We start from the raw sequence: 20,771 nt of genomic DNA, 5'->3' as shown, positions 1-20,771 counted from the left end.
GAATGGTTTCCTGCTACTCCTGACTTACAATGTCTTTCCATATTCCTCGTGCGCCGCACGTGATGAAACATAACCGTCAGCCACGTCCTGCGCCACTTTCTCCGGCGCTCGCAGGCATGGGTCACCGTAACCCGCGCCGCCACTCTGTTGCAGTCGCAACACCTGGCCCGCCATTAAATGGCAGGTGACCAGCGGGCCCAGCTCTTCTTCGCCGGGCGTTCCCGGGTCCAGAATAGCCCTCGAATGCAGGGGTGGTTTTCCCCCTTTCAAGCCCCAGGCACCATAGGTATGGTTTGACGTCCGCACGGTTACCGCACAGTCGCTGAGAAACTCATACTCCCGAATAAATCCGATACCACCACGCTGCTCTCCCGCTCCGGCAGAGTCACACCAGATATCAAAGCAGGATACCCGCACTGGATACTCGGTCTCCAGAACCTCGACCGGCGTACTGGGCGTAAAGTGATTGATAGGTAGCACCACCGATGCACCATCCTCAAGACTGGTACCGCCAAGAGACGTCACCAGTAACTCATATTGCACTGCACGTTTACCCATTCGCGAGTAAGGGTAGCCCACGGCAAGAGCGCCGGTTCCCAAGCCTGAAGGTGCAACAGCACGGGTAGGATTAAGCTGGCCGAGAGCGGCCAGTACGACGCTGTAGATAAGGTGCGACGTGGGAAAATAATGATTCACTGTCGCCGGATGCTGTGGGCTTACCACCAGGCCGGGCGGGATGATGAAATCAACCTGATCCACAAGCCCCGAGTTAATGGGGATGGTCGGATCACTCACCGCAATGGCTGCCAGCAGGCAAACCGCCTGAGCGGTTGGCGTGCAGCAGTTCACCGGCCCCAGGGTCTGCGGGCTGCAGCCACTGAAATCGAGAGTAAGCCGGTCGCCGGTTTTTGTCGCTTTCACATGAATACGGACGGGTGTATCGATGTCTGCCCCGTCATGATCCAGCAGCCCCTCGACCTCTGCAGAGCCATCCGGCCAGTCGTTCAGCTCGGTAGCCAGCCGCGCTGCCGTGGTTTCCAGCAGAGTCGCCATAACCCAGGTAAGCGTGGCCGTACCGTATTCCCCACACAGATCCACCAAACGCTTTGCACCCAGCCGGGTACACCCGACCTGACCACGCAGATCCCCGACAACAGCCTCTGGCACTCGACTGTTATTGCGTATAATGTCCTCTACTGCCTCGTTCACTCCCTCTTCACTGGAATATAGAACCGGAGGCAGCAACAGGCCATCGTGATAGATTTCCCGGGCTGCCGCTCCCGAAGAACCGGGTACCAGCCCACCAAGATCCGCCTTGTGAGCCAGACTCACGGCAAACGCTATCAGCTCACTGTCAACAAACACCGGCGTGATAACCATCATATCCGGAACATGCGGGTTACCGGCCAGGTACGGATCATTCAGGACGTAGCAGTCACCGTGCTGAATCCTGTCACCGAATCGCGCGAGAACACTGCGTACTGCGGTCGTGTAAGGGAGTGAGTGATATTGCAGACCACCACTGACGACAATCACCCGGCCATTAGCGTCAGTAATACCTGCAGTACCGTCCTGAGATTCACGCAAAATGGTCGAATAGCCACTGTGATAAAGCGCGTGTTCCATCGTCGCTGCGGTCTCCCGCAGGCGATTGATGACCACTTCGGTTGTAATCGGATCGGCGCTCATTTTATCACCTCCGTATCAATGACCAGCGCTCCAGAGGCATCGACAGTCAGTTTCTGCCCCTCCAGAACCCAGGTGGTGGAATCAAATTGCTCGATGACACAGGGGCCCGCGATCGAGTCCCCCGCACCGAGTAGACTGCGATCATAAACAGCGGCGGTCACATTCTCACCGGTGTCGATATCAAACACCTTCCGCTCCCCTTTAAAAGCTCGCTTAATGTCACCTCCCCTATCAATATCCTGTTCCGTTAGTTGTGGAACTTTGATGCTGGCCTGCAAGCGGAAGGTCACTATTTCGGCCGGTTCATCAGGCGCACTCTGTCCATACAGAGTGGCGTGCAAGGTATCGAAATCCTGTTTTATCCCGGCTTTGTGCTCCTGACGAACCGGCACATTTGGGCAATCAACGGTCAGCTCGTAGCCCTGATGCAGATAGCGAATATCCAGTTGATAACGCAGCTCCACCTCTTCTGACTGAAAACCTTCTTCACGGGCATCGGCGTAGGCCTGTTTACCCAGCTCTTCCATCAGGGAGTTCATTTTACCGACGTCGAACTCGTCCAGTATGCCCGGCGCAGACCTTACATAGGTATGCTTGACTTCGGTCTGAAGCAAGCCCAAAGCGCTGTTAAGGCCCGGGTGACCTGGAACAATAACCCGCGGAATACCCACTGCACGGGCCAGCCAGCATGCATGCATAGGGCCCGCCCCACCAAACGGCACCAATGAAAACCGACGGGGGTCCTGGCCACGCTCCTGCAATGCGAGTCGTAAATCGATGGCCATGTGGTTGTTCACGATACGCAGAATACCGGCCGCGGTATCCTGAGGCGTCAGATCCAGTGACTGGGCAATCTCCTCCATTGACCGGGTAGCAGCCCCGAGATCCAGTTGCATACGACCATCCAGAAGGCTTCCTGCTCCCAATATACCAACCACGAGATTCGCGTCGGTAATGGTGGGCCGTTCTCCGCCTCGGCCATAACACGCCGGGCCAGGGACGGCACCCGCACTGGCCGGCCCCACCTTCAGCAGTCCATCCTTGCCGACATAAGCCAGTGTTCCGCCCCCCGCGCCCAGCGTGCGTACCTGCAACATTGGCGTGCCCACATGCTGACCACCCAACACACCTTCACTGGTTTGCTGTGCCAATCCTCCTGCTATCACACAGATATCAGTGCTGGTTCCACCCACGTCGAAAGTCACCAGGTTGCCGGTACCTGCGCGCTCGGCCAGCCTCAACCCCGCCACTACACCACCAGCTGGTCCTGAGAGAAGCGTCTGGTTGGGGAATCGGGCTCCGACGGTAATCCTCATTAAACCGCCATTGGATTGCATGAGGTAAACCTGGGGCGTTTTCACCCCCCGCTCTTTCAGACGCCTGGCAAGACTCAACAGGTAGTGCTCGACCACCGGACCGATGTACGCATCGACCACGGTTGTGGACAAACGGGGATACTCCCGTATCAGAGGCAATATGGCCGAGGACAGAGACACCCGCACCCCGGGCGCCTCTTCAGCAATGATTTCAGCAGTACGCAGTTCATTCTCGGGATTCAGAAAGCTGAACAGGTAGCAAACAGCAATCGCTTCAACACCCTGATCCCTCAGGTGTCTTACAGATTCGCGAAGCTGCGACTCGTCCAGGGGCTTGTGTACGGTGCCGTCAAAATCCATACGCTCATCCACTTCAGCCGTGAGCCGCTGTGGTGCAAGTAATGGCGCTTTCAAATAGAACGGATCAATCAGGCTCACCGGATCCGGACGTGTCCAGCCCCTGGCCTCATAGACGGCCCTGAATCCCTTGGTAATCAGGAGCCCCGTGGGAACTCCCTTGTTTTCGAGCAAAGCGTTGGTGGCGACTGTCGTACCATGCACCAGAACCTGTATCTCCTCAGGTTCTACGCCCTGACTGAACAAGTCCTCCAGCGCTGCCATTACTGCCGTTGAGGGATCTTCCGGCACAGAAGGCACTTTTGCCAGTCGCAACGCCGGCTCATCAGGACTGAACGCTACCAGATCCGTAAAGGTCCCACCTGTATCAATTCCCACCAGCCACCGTTTCACAATTCTGCCCCCCTTTCTTGCCACTTACTGAAGTGTGATTCCAGCATCGACAGAAGCCAGTTAACGGTCAACACCGTCAACAGCGCCATTAGAATGCCAAGATAGACATGGCCCGTATCAAACATCGTGCGATGGTATGCAATCATGTAACCGAGCCCTCCAAACGAGGCAAGCATCTCGCTTACCACCACGCTGATCATGATCAACGCTGTACCAATGCGCAGACCAGAAATAACCGATGGCAAGGCCAGACGTAAAACCACGCGATAAAAAACCTGCAATCTGCTCGCACCCATGGCCCTTCCCATGGTGACGTAACTCTGGTCTACCTGCCGCACTCCGGAAAGTGTATTAAGTGCGATCGGAAAAAAGCCGGCGATAACCCCGAACAAAACCTTGGACTCAGGACCCATGCCGACCCATGCAATAAAAAGTGGGTAAAGGATGATGGCAGGCACGGCAAACAGCGACCCCAATATCGCTGAAGCCGCCTCGGATACTGCCCTGAGACTGCCAAACACAGCGCCAATCCCGATTCCCAACGGCCATGCGATCAGGATAGCAACCGCAATTTCCGCGGCGGTCAGAGCAAACGCATCCAGGAACCGTGAACCATCGGCTTGCCAGGCTGCCCATAAACCCGCTGGCGGAGGCAGTTGAATAGGTTTAACCCACTCCATGGCGGTGACGAGAAACCATAACGCAATCAACGCCAACAGAATTGCATAACGTATGAGTGATGGTTTGCTCACGCTTCGGTCTCCTCCTGAATCAGCGTCCAGATTCGGTTACGCGCCTTACCAAAAAACTCACTGCCAATCATTTCAAATGTCCGTGGCCGTGGCAGGTCCACTGGTATCACTTCAATAATACGACCCGGCTTTGTTCCCATTACCAATACCGTATCCGAAAGATAAATTGCCTCTGTCAAGCCATGAGTAATAAACAGAATAGTTTTGCGGGTCTCCTGCCAAATCCACAGCAGTTCTTCCCCCATTTTGAAGCGCGTCTGCTCATCGAGCGCCGCAAATGGCTCATCCATCAGCAGTATGCGGGGGTCACGAACCAACCCTCGGGCAATGGCAACACGCTGACGCATACCTCCGGAGAGCTCCGCTGGCCGATGGTTGATAAAATCGCCCAGCCCCACAAGCTTCAGAAGGTCACGAGCCCGGAGCTGACTCTCCTTCTTGTCCTTGCCACAAAGAGAGAGGGGAAAAGCAACGTTTTCTTCAGCAGTAAGCCAGGGCAATAACGTGGCATCCTGAAACATGACGCCGGTTTTTTCCGGGAGCGGCTTGCGCACCTCAATCCCGTCGATCAAAACCTGTCCAGACGTCGGTTCAAGCAGTCCGGTCAGCAGTTGAAGCAGGGTGGACTTCCCGCAACCACTTGGCCCAACAATGCTGACAAAGCCACCTTCTTCGATAGCAAAGCTGAGTTTGTCCAGGGCATGGAAATCACCCTCGCGAGTGGAATACATTTTGCTCAGGTTTTCGACTCTAATGACTTCACTACTCATGCTACGTGACCTCTGGCGGCGCGATGTTCGCAGTAACGCATAACCTCATTGATTATTATGGTGAGCGCGGAGACCAGCAGAATGCCGGCCAATAGCAAATCCAATTGAAACCCCTCGCCCCATGAAAACAGTCGTCGTCCAATACCCGCTCGGCTCGCATCCATTTCCGCCAGCAGAACACCGATGATGTTAAAGATCATTCCCAGCCGAAGTCCTGTCATCACCACCGGTAACATGGCAGGCAGGTAGACTCGCAAATAGATCTGTCGGGGCGTGGCGCCAAACGTGCGGGCAACGGTTACGTAATCCCGTGGCACGCTACGAACCGCAGCGGTCGTCGTTACAATAATGACAAAAATGGCGTGGGTAACTCCGAAAACGACTTTCTCCAGAAAGCCAATCCCAAGTAAGAGCATAAAAATAGGAAGAAAAATGGATTGCGGAACAGACAGCATGAAGTGGAACATCGGGCTCAGAATCTGCCCCAGGAAGAGCTTCTCACCAAGTAGAAACCCGATCGAAACTCCCAGCGGGGCGGCAATAATAAACGCTACTCCCACTTCCAGCCCCGTAATACCCAGATCCATCAGGAAATCGCGCTGCGTAAGCAGGTCGCCGAGCACGCCCAGAACAGTCAGGAATGAGGGCAATAGTCGTGGATCAACAAGTTCCAGACGACTGATTGACTCCCATACTATGGCAAGCAGGACAAAGAACCCTGCCTGAGCTCCGAGCAACACGGACAATCGCATTTGCACACCTTGGTTTTATTCTTGTTGATATGACGCGGGTTCCATCAGGCGTTAATAAACCGGATCAGATCTCAACACAGGACCAACCCTCTTTTGACTGAAAATGAGCAACCACCTCCTCCACATGCATCACATCCGCATATTTATGATGCAAATCGAAAAGATTCACTTTGTGGGAGAGCACGCTTCGGTCAAAACAGGCCTCTTCCGCCATGACCACATGAAAACCGTATGAGTAAGCATCAACTGCCGACGCCCGGACACAACCACTGGTGCTTTCGCCGCAGACAATGACGGTGTCAATGTTCATTTTCTGGAGATACGCAATCAAAGGCGTGCCAAAGAAAGCGCTCGCGCGCTCTTTCCCGATCACCAGATCATCATTCTGAGGCTGAAACTCAGCAAAGATTTCAAAGTCATCGTCGTGGGATGCGTCCACTGCCCGCGACGTTGCCCTGACTCCCTGTTGCTGGCGCTCCACCTGAGTGGTGTAGATAACGGGCACGGAGTGTTCCCGGGCCACTGCGAGTAACTGCCTGGTAGGCTCTATGGCATTCCAGGCGTTCTCACCGCAGGCACTCGGGTACTTATCCAACAGGTTCACCACAGGCCGGCCCCCTCCTCTGTACGCCTTATTATAAAGGTCAATTGCAAGTATGGCCGGACGTGAACCAATGTAGGTATCGCGGATATACGCCTCATAGATGCGCAACACATCCGGGCTGACAATATCCTGCCAGCAATGGTCTTCGAAACTATGTGGCATCGTTAGTCTATCTCCGCTGAATACTATTAAAGCGCACTGTATTGAGGTCCTGTCCGATCTTATTCAGCACCAATATCCGCGAACTGATCGGTATAAACCTCATCAGGAGAAAGTGCACCTGAACCGGAATCACCGGCCAGGCCGAGAGAGGCCTTTAGCCATTCAGGTTCAATATTGGCACGGGTCGCGCGATTCATGATGCCCACTTCATATTCCAGCCTAAGTACTTCAGGGTCGTCCTCGCCAGTGAATTCCCGCAGGAAGTCGATGGAATAATCACGGTTTTCCTGCATGTAGCGGGTAGCGCGATACATTGCACGCAAAACTCCCTCAACTTGCTCAGGGCGGTCATCAATCATGTCCTGGGAGGCAACCCAGACATCCGGCAGGGTCGGGGGCATATCCTTCGCGTAGTCCACCAGGGACCGACCATCACCGGAAACCATCAATCGGTAGGTCAGCGGCGAGAAAGCGGAAATGGCATCCACCTGATCGGATAATAATGCCGGGATCATGCCGGCCCCACCAACGGGAACCGTTTCTATTTCAATTCCGTATTGATCGGCGACCCAAAGAGCGTAGTAATCAGTCGTGCTGTTCTTGCCGGTAATGCCGACTCGGCGACCATCCAGGTCTTCAGGCTTCTCAATACTGGAGCCGGCCTTCACCATCATGTGCCAGCCGTCCGGTCTGGCGGCCCCAACCGCGACCACTTTTTGCTCCACACCTCGCTCAATAGCAACCGCAGCCCCCGGGGGGAAGTAATTGATTATGTCCATAGCGTCAGAGGCGAGAGCTTGCTGTGCTGCACTACCGCCACGAAATGCCGTGATCTGAACTTCCAGGCCTTCATCGGCGTAGTAGCCTAACTCATCGGCCACGTACACAGCGGCATAAGGGCCAAAGTTTGGTACTGACAGCCCGATATCCACCTTTTCCGCAGCATGGAGCTGAGTGAATGTCATTGCCGAAGACAAAACCGCAGTCACAAGTACATTTTTTAAGTTCATGCCCGATATCCTTCTACTTGTTTTGTTGAGTCAGGAGTTACTGGCAAATCTGAGACACCCCTAAATATCACATAGCAAGATATTTTCTTTATTATTGATATAACATCAGTAGTCCAGAGCATCGGCATTGTCAATAATTCACAGCCATAAAATCCTACACAGCACCGGTCCGCACCAGAGCCTCAATCTCTTCATCGCCGTATCCGATGGCGGCGAGAATTTCTTTGGTATGCTCGCCCAACCCCGGTACCGGGCGCTGATCTTCATCCCGCGGGCGCTCGGGATCATCGAAGCCATAGCCAACCAGCGGTGTCGCCCGCTCGCCTGTTCCAAAAGTGCGAACCATATCCAGCGCTTTGACCTGAGGGTCATTCAGCGCTTCCTCTATGGTGTAAATTGGCCCCGCAGGCACATCGTTGGCTACAAGCTCGGTGAGCCACTGTTCACGGGGCCGTTTTGAAAATTCTGCCTGTAGCTCCGCCCTTAGTTCATCGTAGTGAGCAACCCGGTCTGCCTTCTTGATGAACCGGGGGTCTTTTTCCAGTTCCTCACGGCCAACGGTTTCAAGCAGCGCTTTCCAGAATTTAGGGGGCGACGACAAATGAACGGCAAAGGACAGTCCATCTTTCCCAACAAACGTGTAGGATTGCGAGAGGTGGGGCCGCGAGGATTTGTCGGCGACCTTTCCCGACAACAGATAATCCGCCACTGCCAACGGCTGGAACGCCAGGCTTGCACCCAGCATGCTGACATTGATTTTCCGACCCTTTCCCGTTTTCAGTTTCGAAACCAGCGCCCCGAGGATACCGTAGGCCGTATATATGCCTGTCAACTGGTCCGAAAGTGCCGGGCCTACCGGTTCAGGATCTTTAATGTCGGAAAGCTGGCTCCACAATCCACTCATAGCCTGGGCTATGGCGTCGTATGTTGGACGATCACGATAAGGGCCAACGGTACCCATCCCGGTTACGGCACAGTAAACGACTTCAGGGTTGGTTTTGCAGACCGCATCATAGCCAACACCCATTTTGTCCAGAATCCCGGGCCGGAAGTTGTCCAATACAACATCCACCTCTGACGCCAGGCGGAGGTAAAGTTCCCGCCCTTCCTCCGTTTTGACATTCACCGTGATGCTCTTCTTGCCACGGTTGAACGCGGCAAAAGCCGGACGGACACCGGCACCTTCTCCGGACCAGTTGCGAAACGGATCCCCGGTACCTGGCATTTCAACCTTTATAACCTCGGCGCCGAGATCGGCAAGTAGCATACCTCCATAGGGTCCACTGATGACGTTTGCCATCTCCAGAACCTTGATTCCCGCAAGCATCGTACTCATTCACAAACCCTCCTGCTGTCGCGCGTGATCAGACTGCCACTCAGCGATCCGATCAACTTCTATCGTTTCTGAAACATGTACTCTGGCAAAACCGTGGCCAGATCCTGAAAGAAAAATACAATAATCAAGCCAATAACTGACACGCCTGCTGTCGCTAGGCCAGCCTTGTACAAATCCATAATCCGACTTTCGGGAATGGCGCCCTTCAATACAAAAATCATCGACCCCACCGGTGGGGTCATGCTCCCGATAGGCAGGGTTATCAGAAACAGGAGGAAAAACCAGACAGGGTCGATTCCAGCAGGCACAATCAGGGTGGAAAATAAAGGAGCCAGCAATACGATCAGCGCCAGTGTGTCAATGAACGTCCCCAATACCAGCAGCAATCCCAGTAACACTGCTGCCAACACCATGGGAGGCAGCGACAATTGCTGCAACCAGAGGTTGAGAGACGTCTCAGCGCCACTGAGCGCAAGAATCTGGCCAAATAACACCGCTCCCATGATCACAATGAACACCATCGAGGTCAGCCTGGCGGTAGCCAGGAGCGCCCGGGATAATACCGAACGGTCCAGTCGGCCATAGATCGCAGCCACGAGCATTGCGCCTACAGCCCCCGTCGCTGCTGCCTCACTAGCGGTGGATATCCCGAAAAGAATAAAACCAAGGACCATGAATATGATCACGCAGAAGGGTAAACATTTTGCTAATGACGTCCATCGCTCCCGCCAGCTTGCCTTGTCCAGTTCCACGGCGGGCACCAGCGACGGGTTCAGCCTGACCCGGATGAAAACATACAAAGCAAACAAAACGGCCAGCAACACCCCCGGAAGCAGTCCCGCCATCAGCAAAGCGCCGACAGAAACGTTTGCCAAGCCACCGAGAATAACCGCAAGGCCACTGGGAGGAATGATTGGCCCGAGCGCCCCCCCGGCAAGCACAACGCTGTAACTCAGCTGTTGATCATAGCCTTTTTCGGCAAGCACAGGGTATAAGGTACGGCCGATAAGGGCGGTATCCGCCGACCCGGAGCCGCTCAAGGCGGCCAGTCCCGTGCCTCCGCCGATGGCAACGTAAAGATGCTTTCCCCGCACCCGGCCGATCCACTTCCCCACCATATCAAACAGTAGATTGACGACACGGGACTGAAACAGGATCTCGCCCATGAGGTAGAACATCGGGATGGCAATCAATGCAAATCCTGAAATCGAATCCACCATGCTGCCAGCCACTATGTTTAACCCATGGGGGCCAATAAATATCGTGACACCCACCAGATTAACCGCCATCAACGCAAAGGCAACATGAACGCCAGACAACATCGTGCCAAGCAAAAGCCCGAATACAAAAAGGAAAACGACATACCACTCCATGATGTATACACCTCAGGAATTCATTGTTTTTATTGTGTAAAATCCAAGTCTAAACTTAGGCATCGACACGCTCTTGCCGATGCCCGGAAATCTTTCTGACTATCGTAAAGAGAAATTCAAATGCCATAGCCAAAAAACCGACCGGCATTACAATCCAGAGCATCCAGTTAGGGACGGGCACTGCGGCGGGTGACACGTTTCCGGCGAGGTACTGATTCCAGGTCGCCATTGCGGACAACCAGAACAGGATAAGACAAACGACACCAGCAAACGCGAGATTAATATATTCCAGCATTCTTCCAAGGTGGTTTGGAAGCAAAAGATGAAGTAGATCAACACGAATATGTCCTTCCTGCCGGGTGAGCCAGCCACCCGCAAGGAACGTGATATAAACCAGGGCGTATTGAGTGAAATCAAATAACCATTCAAGGTTATATCCCAGATACTTTCTCATTAAAACATTCCCGGTGATCATCACAGCCATCAGAAAAACAAGCGAAGCCGCAATCACGTTCAACCCAAAAATAACTCGACTGTAATATCGAAACGCTGTTTCTTTATTGAATGCTGCCATGAAAACCTCGCTCCTCATGCCAGCCGCCGGTTACCAGCCATGGAATTTACCGAAGGGGTATTCCACTAGCAGTAACCGGGGCCGGAACAGATTTCCTGAATCAACTGTGCGTGAGCAATTCCATGCTTCCTATCCTTCGGAGCGGTCGCGCACACACTTAAGTGCTTTCATGATTTTTGGTCCATGCTCAGGGTCGGCATCAAGGACATAGTTTTGGGCAATACCATCGTAATAGAAGCTTTCGAAAGCCTTACGGTCCGCACCCTTAAGTTCAACAATTTCCAGGCCTGCGTCGGGGAACTTTTCCATGCCCTGCCTATCGCGCTCGGCCCCTGCCTCCCTGTGCTCGACCTGGGTTTCTTCAATTGCCTGTCGGATAATTTTCTGCACATCCTCATCAAGCTCGGCCCAGCTATCCTTGTTTACAAAAAGTGCGTAAACGACTTCGCCAAGATCCGGCTCCACCGCATAGGACATCACTTCATTCCAGCTCATTTTCTCAAGTGTGGCGAGGGCACCCGACCCGTTAAACGCACCATCGAGCAGTCCCCGTTGGGCGGCGGTATAGGCTTCCGCCGATGAAACCCTGACTGAAGAAGCGTTCATGCCGTGAATAATCGGGTTGTAGAATTCCGTGCCGCGAATCCGGAATCCCGCTAGAGGCCCGCCTTCCTCGTTCATGGCTTTGGCCAAGTAAAGCCGGTATCCATAGCCAGACGGGAATTGCGCCAGATAAGACAGATTGCTTTGAGCCAGATAGGCATCATTGACCGCCTTGGTCAGGCCACACTCACGGCGCACCTGTGCCGAGCCCGCCGCAAGATCCAGCCCCATTCCCACTTTGACTGAGTCGGCGTGGTAAGCGGTATGAGTGAACAACATGTCGAATACGCGGTGCTCAATCGCATCAAACTGCCGAAACGCCGGAACTGCGGCGGGGCCGAAAAACTCTACCGTTACCTCCCCTCCGGACAATTCCTCTACTCTCTCGGCAAACGGTATTGCTCCCAGATCAATGCCATCGTTCGTACCCGCTGCCCATGTCGACAGCATACGCAGTTTTACCTCAGCCATTGCCGCAGGCGCGCCGATAATGGCAAGAACCGTCAACACACAGATGAAACTCACTGATAGCCTTTTCTTGTTACTATTAGCTTTCATTGTTTTACCCCCCACTTTCATTGTTTTACCCCCAATTGTGTTTATCGTTGTTTTCAGGGTATTCCCCGTGTTCATCAGGCACCCGCCAACTGCCGATGCCTCACACCCTGACTGACAACTAGAAGTCAAGACCAAAGAATTTCTTTGCGTTCTCCAGCATGATTTTCTTCCGGACTTCCGGCTTGATACCCAACTGGTCAAACTCTTCCACCCAGCGCTCGACCCCCAGGACCGGCCAGTCAGAGCCAAACATGGCCTTGTCCTGAAGAAGCGAATTAACGTGGTGGACCAGTTCAGGCGGGAAGTACTTGGGCGCCCATCCGGAAAGATCGATAAAGAAGTTACTTTTATGTTGGGCTATGGCGAGGCTTTCAGCCGTCCAGGGCCACGACGGATGCGCACATATGATTTTCAGTTCCGGAAAGTCCGCGGCGACATCATCAAGGTGAATGGGCTGGGTGTACTTCAACTTATTCCCCATTCCTCCCGGCGTCCCCGCGCCGGCTCCGGCCATACCACTGTGAAACATCACCGGCAAACCCTGTTTCTGGGCTTCCGCCCAGAGTTGATAGAAACGGGTATCATTGGGGAAAAACTGCTGACGCGCGGGATTGAGCTCACCAATACCGTGTAGCCCTAACTCTTCCTTGCAACGACGAATTTCCTGAAGAGCCAACTTGCCCTGCCAGGGGTCAATGGCGCCGAACCCCAGGAACACATCAGGGTGCTTCTTGACCGCGTTGGCTATATGGTCGTTCGGCACCGGCGTAAGGCCAGACACCGAATCGTCCCGTGTATTTACCAGAACTGCCATCATGCGGCGCTCGCGGTACTGGTCAGCCATCTCATCAATGGATACAACCGGTCTCTTACGCCGAAAATATTGCTCCATCTGTTTGGCTCGGGCACCCACTGCCTTGATGGATTCCTCGTCGCTTAGGTGTACATGTACGTCAATACCCACGATATCCATTATTCTCTCCGTTCCAGTCATGGCTTTATGTTGACCATCGGCGCTGCTGACCTTTTGCAACTACCTCAATGTCGCAAATTCAGTGACAGGCCCGGCCTGCTGAAGGAAATAACTTTCTTGTCTGAGTGCCGGGTAAGCCCCTGAACCAATTGCATCAGTGGATCCCCGGAAAACGCGTATTCGACGGGGTTCTTTGCCCTGCGCGCAATCTCAACGGCTTCAGAGTCAATATAAGTGCGCATAATCAATTCTTCATCAGAGAGTTGCTCGCCAAACTTTTTACGCACCTCTTTCAGTGACAGCTGTGGAGGCTCTTCCGATTTGAGTTCTTTGGCTCGCGCGCGACCAAGAATTTTTTCACGAACATTCTGATCCATGACCTGCACAGCTTCTTTGCCCCAGTAGCCCAGCGCATACTGGATAGCTTCATCCGTCACCTGCCGATACCGTTCCCCAACGATGACGTTTATGGCTGCCTGGGTTCCTACAAACTGGGAAAGCGGCGTCACCATTATGGGATAGCCAAATTCCGCTCTTACACGGGCGGCCTCGACCATTGTTTCATCCAGCCGATCTTCCATGCCGACCTTTGCCAACTGATAACGCAGATTTGAAATCATGCCTCCTGGAATCTGGCTTTGATAAAGATTCGCGTCGTATTCCAGCGGGGCGCCAATCGCAAAACCCTCACTCCGGGCAATCCGTGTGAAGTGCTCGGATACCGGCAGCAACAGCTCTTCTCGAATATCTGGTCGGTGCCCCAACGCCCTCAGATTTTTCGCAACATTGAATACGGAAGGTTGCGCGGAGCCATTGGCCAGAGGAGGAATACCGGTGTGAACATGGGTAATTCCCAGCTTCACTGCTTCCAGTACGTTGAGAGGCCCAAGCCCATTATTACAGTGGCAGTGAAACTCCAGTTCCACCTTTCCCACGGCTTTCTGAACCTTCGGCAGAAGCTCCCTCAGACGTTCCGGTGTCAGCAATCCACCCACGTCTTTAAAACAAATCCGGTAAGGTTTCAGTGATGCAGCGTCTTTAGCGCGCTGCACAAAGTATTCATCGGTATGGCGAGGTGAAACCGTATAGATGAGATTTACAACAGTTTGCATGCCCAGCTTTCGAAGACCTTCCACTTCATCCTTCATGACCTCAAAGTCATTCCAAGAGTTCGAACAGCGAGTGACGCTGATGCCATGCTCCACCACCTTTTTAACAAGGAGCTTGCTGATACACTCCGGTACCTTTTTCAACCCACCTTTGTAGCCTCCGTGCAATCGCAGGGGCGTTTGTTTGGCTTTCTTGACACCCAGTTTCAACCATTGCCAGGGGTCTTCCCCCAGATCCCGGATCATTTTTTTCATCTGTACAATCGGCACAAAAAACTCGATTGCCTCAAACCCTGCATCATCCATCACTTCAAGGGCGGGTAACATCATGCCCGTGCGCATGTTCAGAGCCCACAAACTCTGCTGACCATCACGCAACGTGGTATCGATAAACTGAATATCCGACATGCTTCCCCCAGAAGTGTTAATTTTTCTTTTACGAAGAACCTATCTCATTTAATAAAATCAAGGTTAGCAGGCGGACGCGCTCTGTCAAGAAACAGAAACCACTCCTGAATCCGTGACTCCAAACAGCGCGAACTTCCCTCAAAGCCCGCAGTAGCAGGCGGTTGAGCGATATAATAGCCCCTGAGATCCATTCACCCAGTCAAGCGCCACGGTATGCCGAACATCGATCTGATCCGGACCTATCTCCGGCTGGTCACGCAGGGCATGAGTGACTTCCGTCGAGACAGCCGAGTCCGTGTGAAGGGACCCGTTCTTCAAATCCGCCATGGGCATCAAGCACTCGCCGTCTTCAGCCAGCTTGCGGTAGCGGTTTGATGAAGATGCCCAGGCGTTGACACCGCGGCTGAATGACGTCACCGCTGATTTTATACAATCCATCGGTGCGCCGGTTTCTCCTCTGGAGATGGGATCAAGTGAATCCCCGCACGCAGGACCCTCTGGCCCTGGCAGACAAGGCCTGGCCCAGGAAGCCTGGACACTGGACCGCGACGGCAGGATGGAAGCGGTGCGGCCAGAAGAACTTCCGGACGAACCCGGGCTGCGTCGGATCGTCAAGGTTACTGTGCGAACCAGCGATGCCAGTGGCCAGCTGCATCTGGAGCCGGAGCCAGCCTTGAGGGCTGAATCACGTCCTTGCCGGCCGGCTGCTGCGATTTGGCCGGCACTGTCCGGGCTTTTCCGTTTACCGTGACCTCTATGCAGGCCTTACCGCCTCCCGATAAAACCGGCTCAATAACAGTCATCATCCTGAGGTCGCCCGTAAAATCATGCCGGGCAATCGGCTATTGTCCGAACATCAGGCTCTGATCACAAAATGATCAGTTCTGGGCGGCTGACCGCCATTTCCCTGAGTACTATCCAACCCCGGGGCGGTTCGTATGGTATTTTTTACATTTCATGATTTTTTGGCAAAACAAGTTTCCTAGAACCACTATTCCCATTTAGGCAATATCTGTCTACGTTAATAGAACAGGTTGGATTTAAACCTGCCTTTGCTCAGAAACTCGGATCTATTATCAATAGATAGCGTCTTTTAAAAATACCATTAGAATGGTGCTAACAATGACAGATATTAATAACGCTAACCTTCAAACCGAAATCAACCAGCTTATCCGCCATTATATGGATGGCATCAATTGGTTTGATTACTCGAAAAACCGGCTAAACAGGGAAGGGGCTGGTGTTTACGTGCAACAGCACGGCGTCTTCACGCGGCATAGCCGGCAATGCTGGGCCCATGTGGTTGGAAATTGTCCTGAGGTTGAGCCTCGGCGTTTCATTGTCAAAGAAAATCTGTTTGAAGAAGAAGGTATTGAGGAAGAATCCCATTATCTCAAGTTGGTTAAGCTGGGCGAAGCACTTGGGCTTACCTCAGAACAAGTGCATCAGGCGCAGGCATTACCTTCTACCAGGGCAGCATTACTCATCTGGGAAACCTTGACCAAAGACAGACATTGGATATTGGGCTGTGTTGCTAAAGGGGCACTTGAGCAGGTTAACCAGGTCGAGTGCGGAGAAATGTCATTGGCTGAAGGCAACCGCTGGATGAATCAACTGGGATTAACCGAAAACGATGTTGAATTCTGGCTGATGCATGATGAATTGGACAAAGAGCATGGCAGTGGTGCATTCGACCTAGCGCTCCATTTTCTGCCATCTGCCCGGGGCGTCGATGCCAATGATGTGCTAGAGGCCGTAGAGGATTCAATGTTCGCCTGGAAAATCTTCCTTGAGGGAATCGCCGATGTTGCTGACTCTCGAAATACTGCTTAGCTAGTGCCCAATTTGGGTAATGCGGGCGTCAGCACAAAGTCGAACAAAAATAAAAGGAAAGGTCATGACTACCACGTTTAAATGCCAGCTTAGATATACGCTATTGGGCCAGCTGTTACTGTGTCTAGCATTATCAGCGAATCTTGTCCGGGCAGAAAGTCGGAATGTCGGTGATGGGCCAGTCGACGTTACGTTTTTGGGCCACTCTACAGGTGGGCAGGCTTCTGTCTTCCTGGCAGGCGTCGTGGAGGCTGTGCGTCGCACCTACCCGGGTTCCAACGTTTACGCTGAGCCGGGCAACGCGGCCGGTAACTTGGCCTCATTACTCAACGGCCGTGGTGCTTACACTATGGTGAGTGAGGTGTCGCTTAAACGGGCTTTCGAGGGCCAAGCGCCCTTTCAGCAGAAGTTTCCTCCAGGTTCCCTCACCGCCATAGGTAAGAATGCGCCCAATATCATCGCTACATGCGTGTATGGGCGCAAAAAGTTTCTTGATGAGCATAACGTCGACAGTTTCAGTGACCTGGTCGAGAATGAAGTCCCGATGCGCCTGTCTATAGCCCAGACGGGCAATCTATGGGTTCGGTCAACCGTAGATGCTATGTTTTCCTATTTTGACAAAACGACGAAGGATGTGGAGCGCTGGGGCGGAAAGCTGGCTCCCGTACCGACCAGTCCTTCTAATGACTTGATGAGAGACGGCCGACTGGACGTAATCATTACCGCGTGCGGTCTCCCTTCCGGATCAATTACTGAGCTCGCCAGCGTTCAGGAAATAAATTTTATACCCATGTCTCGAGAATTGGCCGAACATGTTGCTGATGAAATGTGGAGTACAGTTGACACTATACCTGCCGGCACTTACCCCTTCTATGATCAGGATCTGATAGTTCCATTCTCTAGTTTCGTGATCGTAGCCGGCTCCGAGGCAACTTACGACAATGCCTACAAAATCGCCAAGTCCCTTTATGAGCAGAACGAATATTATCGCTCTTTTCATCGATCTCTTGCTAATGCCGAACGCGAGGAATTGCCCGACGTCGGAAATCTGGAGCTGCATCCTGGGGCAGAGGCGTTTTATCGCGAAGTAGGCCTCCTCGACTGAGGAAAAACTCGCATCGGATGAACACTTGGTTAGAGCCATTCGGCGGAGCCGAGATGTAGCCAGGGGCGCCGGCTCGCCGGTATGGTTTTGAACGGGAGGTGTGAAAATGAAATTGACGGCGGAAAACATCACCGGCGTGGTAGGCATTGTTCCGAGTCCAGCGACGCCAGATGCAGAACGCTGGGACGCAGAAAATACAGTGAATCTGGACGAAACCGCGAAAATGACGGAGGCGGTGGTCGCTGCTGGTGTGGACATTCTCATGACCACTGGCACATTTGGCGAATGTGCCACCCTTACGTGGCCCGAGTTGCAGAGCTTGGTGCAGTGCGTAACGGATACGGTCTCGGGGCGGGTGCCGGTATTCGCTGGTGTAACGACCCTCAACACCCGCGATACGATTTACCGCGGTCGCGAGTTGATGCGCCTGGGAGCCGATGGTCTTTTCGTCGGCCGGCCTATGTGGCTGCCGCTGGATGACAATGGGACTGTGCGTTTTTACCGCGACTTGGCAGAAGCAATGCCAGGTGTACCACTGGTTGTCTACGACAATCCGGACGCTTTCAAAGGAAAAATCTCGACAGAAGTATACCGCATCCTTGCGGACATACCTGAAGTCATCGCCGCTAAGCATGTAGGTGGGCCAACACTGGAGAAGGATCTGGAGGCCGTGGGCAGTAATATGCGCATTCTCCCGCTTGAAAAGGACTGGTTCGCTCTCGCGCAACGCTATCCTGCGCTCGCGCGAGCTTGCTGGTCTGGGGCTGTCGCCTGCGCACCAGCCCCTATCGTTGCTCTTGGCCGTGCCATTCTCAATTGTGATTGGAAACGGGCAGAGGAACTCACCAATCAGATACTATGGGCGATGGAACCAATGTTCCCAGGTGGCGACCTGTCCCGGTTCATCAGCTATAGCATCCCTTTGGGACATGCCCGTTTTCGCACAGCGGGCTTGATCGACCCGGGTCCATGCCGGCCACCCTACCTCGATGCGCCAGCTGATTATATGGCAGGTTCAGAGGAATGCGGTCGACGATGGGCGCAACTACAACATAGGTACCCCGTTAAATCCGTATCAGGTTGACCTATAGGGGCTGACTTATCGCCAAGAGGCGATGCGCGATAATGGAATAACGGAGAGCCGTCAAGGCAACGGAGGCATCATGAGCGACGATATAAAGAAACAGACAACGTCTTTAAGCGAGTTCGATAACGAGCTGGCATCACTTAACATGCGTGGTCAGTGGCAGTATGACAGTCTGCTGGAGCGGGTGATCGGTGGACCGAAGCCGGCCGGAGTTCCGTATCTCTGGAAATGGGAAACGGTTCATGAAAAGTTGCTTGAGGCGTGTGACGTTATGCCGGAAAGCTACACTGCCCGGCGTAACTTCAGCTTCATGAACCCGGGACTTGAACGGGGAGGCACGACCCAAACCCTGATTATGGGAATGCAGATCGTCCGTCCGGGAGAAGTGGCGTGGGCCCACCGCCACACGATAGGAGCGGTGCGCTTCGTGGTCGAGGGCGGTGAGCAGCTGTACACGACGGTGAACGGTGAAAGATTGCTAATGGAGCCCAACGACTTGATCCTGACTCCTAACTGGAACTGGCACGATCACCATAATGAAACGGACAAAAACGCAATCTGGGTAGATGCCCTTGACGTTCCGTTGGTGCTGGCGTTGAACCAGATATTTTACGAACCGTTCGGTGAGACCACCCAACCGCAACGCGAGAGCAGTGCGGATTACTGGAGCCGTCGTGGCAGCTTGGTCAGGCCGGCCTGGGAACAGCGGCCCGAACAGAATTTTCCTTTCCGCTACCCCTGGCATGAGGTCTCTGCGCAATTGCATGAAATGGCTGGCTCTGAAGGCAGTCCCTACGATGATATCGTGCTGGAATACGTCAATCCGTTTACTGGTAGCTCTGCCTTGCCCACCATGGGATGTAACATTCAAATGTTGCGCCCGGGCTTTGTCGGGAAGAGCCACCGCCAGACCTCGAGCGCAGTTTACTTCGTAGTTGAGGGAGAAGGTACGACAGTAGTCGGCGACGAGGAAATCAACTGGTCCGCCCGTGACAGTTTCGTCGTGCCGAATTGGATTCCTCATCATCACATCAACCGCAGCAAGAGTCGCGAAGCGATTTTGTTTTCCATCAATGACATCCCGGTTTTACAGGGTTTAGGCCTTTACCATGAGGACCCGGAAAATACAATTAGAACACGCCCACTGCCTCCGCTTTTAGCCTGACGCGGCCCTTGGACGCTCAGCAAAAAATCGATCATCAACCTGGCAGGGACAATAGCCCAGAGCAGGACACAAAGAGAGACCATTACGATGACAGACGTACCATGTGACGAGACTGCAGTTGAAGCTGAAGAGCTATTTGCGCTCATCAGGTCCCGCCGGAGTGCCGGCAAGCTGGACCGGGACCGGGTTCCCTCTCGCGAGGCAATCGAGCATCTGCTGCAGGCTTGTACCTATGCACCCAATCACCATATGACACAGCCATGGCGTTTTACGGTGATATCAGGAAATGCGCGCGACAAAATGGGTGAGCTCTTCCAGCAGCTAATGCTTAAGGGCGTGAACGCCCCGTCAGAAGAAACTCTTCGTCAAGCCAGGTTGGCCGCGCGCAAGCCGTTGCGAGCGCCCGTCATTGTATTGGTTGCCTGCGAGACGGAGCCGGAAAGATCGCGCCGCCGTAAAGAGGATTATGCTGCCTGCGCGGCCGGTGTACAGAATATGTTGTTGCTTGCCCACAGTATGGGGCTGGCAGCTAAGTGGAGCACCGGTGGGCTAATTGATGATGAGCGTTTCAAACACTACTATGGACTGAAACCAACGGATGAGGTTGTGGCCATGCTCTATATTGGCTATGCGGATGCACTACCACCACTACAACAGCGGCGCCCGCTGGAGGAAGTAACCCTCTGGCTGGATTGAGCGACGCCATGAGACTTCTGAAAATCGCCGTTCCCTTTGCTGGGGGGGGGCTTTCTTCGGTTTAATTTCGCCGGAGAGGGCAATTGCGCAAAATTTATTTTCTGTTATCCAGGCGGCGATGGCACTCAAGAGTCCTGTCCACCCTA

The 20,771-nt window shown here is 53.6% G+C and carries 18 protein-coding genes and 1 pseudogene; 6 read left to right on the top strand and 13 right to left on the bottom strand.

Translation table 11 applies throughout. The features are described from left to right. Positions 1 to 24: 24 nt before the first annotated feature. The 13 genes from QPM17_RS19030 to QPM17_RS18970 all read right to left on the bottom strand — a co-directional run bounded on the left by QPM17_RS19030 (position 25) and on the right by QPM17_RS18970 (position 14,739). Positions 25 to 1,689, bottom strand: coding sequence for a hydantoinase B/oxoprolinase family protein (locus QPM17_RS19030; protein WP_285392874.1), 1,665 nt, complete (start codon positions 1,687 to 1,689; stop codon positions 25 to 27). Beyond that, a complete protein-coding gene (locus QPM17_RS19025) occupies positions 1,686 to 3,755 on the bottom strand; it encodes a hydantoinase/oxoprolinase family protein (protein WP_285392872.1) in 2,070 nt (689 codons plus the stop codon). The genes QPM17_RS19030 and QPM17_RS19025 overlap by 4 nt, the downstream gene beginning before the upstream one ends. Next, positions 3,752 to 4,507 (bottom strand): ABC transporter permease, encoded by a 756-nt coding sequence (locus QPM17_RS19020; protein ID WP_285392870.1) that lies wholly within the window; start codon positions 4,505 to 4,507, stop codon positions 3,752 to 3,754. The genes QPM17_RS19025 and QPM17_RS19020 overlap by 4 nt, the downstream gene beginning before the upstream one ends. Then, the gene (locus tag QPM17_RS19015; protein ID WP_285392868.1) at positions 4,504 to 5,277 is read right to left on the bottom strand and encodes an ABC transporter ATP-binding protein; all 774 of its coding nucleotides are present in this window, start codon (positions 5,275 to 5,277) and stop codon (positions 4,504 to 4,506) included. Before QPM17_RS19015 ends, QPM17_RS19020 begins: the two co-directional genes overlap by 4 nt. After that, positions 5,274 to 6,029: an ABC transporter permease gene (locus QPM17_RS19010; protein ID WP_285392866.1), complete on the bottom strand. Its 756-nt coding sequence runs from the start codon at positions 6,027 to 6,029 to the stop codon at positions 5,274 to 5,276. The genes QPM17_RS19015 and QPM17_RS19010 overlap by 4 nt, the downstream gene beginning before the upstream one ends. 64 nt (positions 6,030 to 6,093) lie before the next feature. Further along, entirely contained in the window at positions 6,094 to 6,795 is a 702-nt protein-coding gene (locus QPM17_RS19005) for an isochorismatase family protein (protein WP_199447414.1), read from the bottom strand. Positions 6,796 to 6,854: 59 nt separating this feature from the next. Beyond that, positions 6,855 to 7,805 (bottom strand): ABC transporter substrate-binding protein, encoded by a 951-nt coding sequence (locus QPM17_RS19000; RefSeq protein ID WP_285392864.1) that lies wholly within the window; start codon positions 7,803 to 7,805, stop codon positions 6,855 to 6,857. A 154-nt stretch (positions 7,806 to 7,959) separates the two neighbouring features. After that, on the bottom strand, positions 7,960 to 9,141 hold the full coding sequence (locus tag QPM17_RS18995; RefSeq protein WP_285392862.1) for a CaiB/BaiF CoA transferase family protein: 1,182 nt from the start codon (positions 9,139 to 9,141) through the stop codon (positions 7,960 to 7,962). Positions 9,142 to 9,200: 59 nt separating this feature from the next. Then, entirely contained in the window at positions 9,201 to 10,514 is a 1,314-nt protein-coding gene (locus QPM17_RS18990) for a TRAP transporter large permease (RefSeq protein WP_285392860.1), read from the bottom strand. A 55-nt stretch (positions 10,515 to 10,569) separates the two neighbouring features. Next, entirely contained in the window at positions 10,570 to 11,088 is a 519-nt protein-coding gene (locus QPM17_RS18985) for a TRAP transporter small permease (RefSeq protein WP_199447410.1), read from the bottom strand. A 129-nt stretch (positions 11,089 to 11,217) separates the two neighbouring features. Beyond that, positions 11,218 to 12,324 (bottom strand): TRAP transporter substrate-binding protein, encoded by a 1,107-nt coding sequence (locus QPM17_RS18980; protein ID WP_285392857.1) that lies wholly within the window; start codon positions 12,322 to 12,324, stop codon positions 11,218 to 11,220. Positions 12,325 to 12,367: 43 nt separating this feature from the next. Continuing rightward, positions 12,368 to 13,222, bottom strand: coding sequence for an amidohydrolase family protein (locus QPM17_RS18975; protein ID WP_285392855.1), 855 nt, complete (start codon positions 13,220 to 13,222; stop codon positions 12,368 to 12,370). Positions 13,223 to 13,287: 65 nt separating this feature from the next. Then, positions 13,288 to 14,739 carry a hypothetical protein gene (locus tag QPM17_RS18970; protein ID WP_285392853.1) on the bottom strand — a complete coding sequence of 484 codons (1,452 nt, stop codon included), beginning with the start codon at positions 14,737 to 14,739 and terminating at the stop codon, positions 13,288 to 13,290. Positions 14,740 to 14,937: 198 nt separating this feature from the next. On the opposite strand from QPM17_RS18970, the pseudogene QPM17_RS18965 reads away from it, so the two are divergent. The 6 genes and pseudogenes from QPM17_RS18965 to QPM17_RS18940 all read left to right on the top strand — a co-directional run. Then, positions 14,938 to 15,501, top strand: a pseudogene (locus tag QPM17_RS18965) (IS1380 family transposase); the annotation flags it as partial. 360 nt (positions 15,502 to 15,861) lie between these two features. After that, complete coding sequence (locus tag QPM17_RS18960; protein ID WP_191967026.1) at positions 15,862 to 16,572, top strand: iron-containing redox enzyme family protein; 711 nt, start codon at positions 15,862 to 15,864, stop codon at positions 16,570 to 16,572. Between the two features lie 64 nt (positions 16,573 to 16,636). Continuing rightward, a complete protein-coding gene (locus tag QPM17_RS18955; RefSeq protein ID WP_150995299.1) occupies positions 16,637 to 17,677 on the top strand; it encodes a TAXI family TRAP transporter solute-binding subunit in 1,041 nt (346 codons plus the stop codon). Positions 17,678 to 17,783: 106 nt separating this feature from the next. Continuing rightward, entirely contained in the window at positions 17,784 to 18,761 is a 978-nt protein-coding gene (locus QPM17_RS18950; RefSeq protein ID WP_150995300.1) for a dihydrodipicolinate synthase family protein, read from the top strand. 79 nt (positions 18,762 to 18,840) lie between these two features. Beyond that, positions 18,841 to 19,929, top strand: a complete 1,089-nt coding sequence (locus QPM17_RS18945; RefSeq protein ID WP_285392850.1) for a cupin domain-containing protein — start codon at positions 18,841 to 18,843, stop codon at positions 19,927 to 19,929. Positions 19,930 to 20,016: 87 nt separating this feature from the next. Further along, a complete protein-coding gene (locus QPM17_RS18940) occupies positions 20,017 to 20,625 on the top strand; it encodes a nitroreductase family protein (RefSeq protein ID WP_285392848.1) in 609 nt (202 codons plus the stop codon). Positions 20,626 to 20,771: the final 146 nt, after the last annotated feature.

Origin of the sequence: Marinobacter azerbaijanicus, from assembly GCF_030250645.1 — a bacterium.
Taxonomy (GTDB): domain Bacteria; phylum Pseudomonadota; class Gammaproteobacteria; order Pseudomonadales; family Oleiphilaceae; genus Marinobacter; species Marinobacter azerbaijanicus.
The sequence above is the reverse complement of the archived record's forward strand: the minus strand, read 5'-3'. Positions and strand labels throughout refer to the sequence as shown.

Bases quoted from the DNA above. Each gene is read 5' to 3' on its own strand.
- QPM17_RS19005 (WP_199447414.1), bottom strand. From the start codon at position 6,795: ATGCCACATAGTTTCGAAGACCATTGCTGGCAGGATATTGTCAGCCCG.
- QPM17_RS18980 (WP_285392857.1), bottom strand. From the start codon at position 12,324: ATGAACACGGGGAATACCCTGAAAACAACGATAAACACAATTGGGGGT.
- QPM17_RS18945 (WP_285392850.1), top strand. From the start codon at position 18,841: ATGAGCGACGATATAAAGAAACAGACAACGTCTTTAAGCGAGTTCGAT.
- QPM17_RS18960 (WP_191967026.1), top strand. From the start codon at position 15,862: ATGACAGATATTAATAACGCTAACCTTCAAACCGAAATCAACCAGCTT.
- QPM17_RS19000 (WP_285392864.1), bottom strand. From the start codon at position 7,805: ATGAACTTAAAAAATGTACTTGTGACTGCGGTTTTGTCTTCGGCAATG.
- QPM17_RS18940 (WP_285392848.1), top strand. From the start codon at position 20,017: ATGACAGACGTACCATGTGACGAGACTGCAGTTGAAGCTGAAGAGCTA.
- QPM17_RS18955 (WP_150995299.1), top strand. From the start codon at position 16,637: ATGACTACCACGTTTAAATGCCAGCTTAGATATACGCTATTGGGCCAG.
- QPM17_RS19030 (WP_285392874.1), bottom strand. From the start codon at position 1,689: ATGAGCGCCGATCCGATTACAACCGAAGTGGTCATCAATCGCCTGCGG.
- QPM17_RS19010 (WP_285392866.1), bottom strand. From the start codon at position 6,029: ATGCGATTGTCCGTGTTGCTCGGAGCTCAGGCAGGGTTCTTTGTCCTG.
- QPM17_RS18985 (WP_199447410.1), bottom strand. From the start codon at position 11,088: ATGGCAGCATTCAATAAAGAAACAGCGTTTCGATATTACAGTCGAGTT.
- QPM17_RS18950 (WP_150995300.1), top strand. From the start codon at position 17,784: ATGAAATTGACGGCGGAAAACATCACCGGCGTGGTAGGCATTGTTCCG.
- QPM17_RS18990 (WP_285392860.1), bottom strand. From the start codon at position 10,514: ATGGAGTGGTATGTCGTTTTCCTTTTTGTATTCGGGCTTTTGCTTGGC.
- QPM17_RS19015 (WP_285392868.1), bottom strand. From the start codon at position 5,277: ATGAGTAGTGAAGTCATTAGAGTCGAAAACCTGAGCAAAATGTATTCC.
- QPM17_RS18975 (WP_285392855.1), bottom strand. From the start codon at position 13,222: ATGGATATCGTGGGTATTGACGTACATGTACACCTAAGCGACGAGGAA.
- QPM17_RS18970 (WP_285392853.1), bottom strand. From the start codon at position 14,739: ATGTCGGATATTCAGTTTATCGATACCACGTTGCGTGATGGTCAGCAG.
- QPM17_RS18995 (WP_285392862.1), bottom strand. From the start codon at position 9,141: ATGAGTACGATGCTTGCGGGAATCAAGGTTCTGGAGATGGCAAACGTC.